The organism is Streptomyces sp. NPDC055749 (assembly GCF_053617235.1).
This window is the reverse complement of record NZ_JBSHFH010000122.1, coordinates 1-2,542: the sequence shown is the minus strand read 5'-3', so window position 1 is coordinate 2,542 and position 2,542 is coordinate 1. Positions and strand designations below refer to the sequence as shown.

Here is a 2,542-nt window from a genome sequence, read left to right as displayed (position 1 = left end):
GTCTGGGGAGAACCCCAGACCCCCATCGCTGCAACATCGACGGTCTGCGACCACCTGCCAACCGAGTAACTGCCTGTTCCGTGCGAATAGGCTTTACAGGGGGCTGGCGCGGTTCCTGGCGACCTGAAAGCCCCTGGTTAGGGGTATCGGCGCGCCTGACCTCCTGAGAGCCTCTGTAACGCATTTTCGCGCCTCCCATGCCCTGGCGGGCATTTAAAACCCGTTTCGTGCGTCTGAGAGCGTTTGAAGGGCTATCTGACGACTCATCCCCGAAAGAACAACGACGGAATCACCGACAACATGCGAGAGGTGGCACCGCTCGCCGCAGCCCCAGCGACCGAACGTTAGTGAGCGAGTGGGCGAGGAAGCGGAAGAGAACCGGTAGTTAGATTGAGCACGTACGCACTGATGGGTGTCGGGGCACAGCCCTGACCAGATGGCAAACGGAATATCGTCGTGGGTGACGGTATTACATTTGCACATCCTGTCCCGATTTCTGAGGCGTTTTAGCGGTGAACGGACGGCAAAAACATGATGGAACTGTTGAACGTGGAGAGCACGAAATCGAACAAAAATCACGGCTGACGAGGCTTGCAGAGGAATAAGCCAGTATACACTCCGCTATCGCTACGTGACTGGGTCAGGGCTGCGCCCCGACACCTCCAAAGGGTGTTGCGCTGAGCGAAACACCCTTGCCTAGAATAGATCTTTTACGCCGATTTGTAAGTTGTTGTTTTTTTAGTGTGTTTTTTGTTTACCTGTTGCATCCAGGGTGACACAACGTTGTCGCATCCTGGATGCGACAACACGCAACAAGGTGTTGCACAGATGTATCATGATGGCTTAGATTTGAATCAACGTTAGTGCATGGGATTTTCAGAGGGAAAAATCATGTTTATTGATTCAGAAAAACGGCTGAAACAACTTTCAGATGAGGCAAAGAAAAACACCGAGGATCTCGAAGAAGCAAAGAAGAATTCAAGGTTTACACAGGTATCCCCAAAAGGTTGGGAACGCGTTCGAGAGCTGTTGAAGGATAGCCAAGGCATATCAGCACTGAAGCTGTACTCATTTTTAGCGGAGCATATCGATCCTACGTGTGGCGCTGTCGTTGCGGATCAGCAATTCCTAGCTGAAAAACTTGGAGTTAGCAGAAGCACAATTATTCGGTGGCTCAATTACTTAGAATCAAAAAATGCATTAGTTAGAATCCCCGTTGCTGGTAAGGTTTGTGCGTATGCCCTCGATCCACATGAAGTCTGGAAGGGATACAACACTACGAAAAACCATGCAGCGTTTGTCACTAAAACACTGGTCAACAAAGACGGTGATATTCAGCGCCGAATCATGGCCATGTTTTCAAATTGAGCCAGCGGCAGGCGGACAATCAGGGGCTACGTGTTAACGTTTTGACCATGATTGTCTATCCTGCATTGCTCTTTTACCACCTAGACAGCACCATAGCGATAAGATAAACATGCTCAAACGTTTTATGTAACATTAGAAAAATTCAGTTAATTAAAAAAGGTTTTCTAAATGAGCAAAAAAAATAACGTGCCAATGATACAAAATAATGGAAATCTCCAACCTTTTAGCATGGGTAATTTACCATCTATTGCTAAAACATTCCCAATGGAAATCCATACAACTATACTTCAACAGCTTAACCCATTGGAGCATATATCCAATGCTATAAGTAGGATTTGTTACTATAAAGAACAGTGTAAAGCACTTGAGCTTGAGTCACTCAAAATAAAAGAACAAGCCAGTTTGATGCACCTTAAAATAGATACTAATTTTAAAAAGGCAATGTATGAGCTAGAAACAAGAAGAAAGAGTAATGAGTTGAAGTTGATAGCTGCTGCAAATGATTTTAAGCAAATATCAATAACAAAATCAGACTTAATTAAAGAGATATCAAAGCTTGTTTCAAGCATATGTAGCAATGACGTTTCGTTGGAAAGTAAAAAGGCGATGAACGATACTCTTATCATTATGAAAGGCATGCTCAGTGATCAACGGTCTGAGTCATATGAAAAATTCAAATCTTTGTTAAGTAGTATTGATTCTAGTTACAATGATGCGTTGTTGATAGAGGATCATCAGGATAATTATGTTTAATATCATACTCGGAGTTGCTGCTGTAGGTGTTGGTTTATATATCTTGAACGAGCTTGATGAACGCGCCGGAGAAGAAAAAAAGCGATGGGAAAATCAACGAGAATCAGTATGTAAAAGCATCGAAGAACATAAGAGATATATAGAACAACATGTCGAATATGTTCAATCAATGTATGATTTTCATCAGTTAGTTGACCTTCATTATTCATGTATGAAAGTGGCAAATGAAGCATATAAACTTCTTAATGATGCTAAAAAATCAATGGGCGCTATTTATGATGCTATCAATAAACTTAAAGCTCACCGCTCTAAATTATTTAATGATAAAAAAGAAAGCAATGATTATGAAAAGAAAAAAGAAATACAAGCAGAAATAAACATGATCAAAAAAATCATAGATGGCCTATACTCTGAATTAGCT

3 protein-coding genes are annotated in these 2,542 nt (G+C 42.4%); all 3 read left to right on the top strand.

Annotated elements, in window-relative coordinates:
• Positions 1-867 precede the first annotated feature (867 nt).
• Positions 868-1,368: a helix-turn-helix domain-containing protein gene (locus tag ACWGO0_RS37320; RefSeq protein WP_376175216.1), complete on the top strand. Its 501-nt coding sequence runs from the start codon at positions 868-870 to the stop codon at positions 1,366-1,368.
• Between the two features lie 168 nt (positions 1,369-1,536).
• Positions 1,537-2,121 carry a hypothetical protein gene (locus tag ACWGO0_RS37315; RefSeq protein ID WP_015059030.1) on the top strand — a complete coding sequence of 195 codons (585 nt, stop codon included), beginning with the start codon at positions 1,537-1,539 and terminating at the stop codon, positions 2,119-2,121.
• Positions 2,114-2,542: hypothetical protein (locus tag ACWGO0_RS37310; RefSeq protein WP_453544876.1), on the top strand; the 429-nt coding region annotated here is incomplete at its 3' end. The genes ACWGO0_RS37315 and ACWGO0_RS37310, both read left to right, overlap by 8 nt.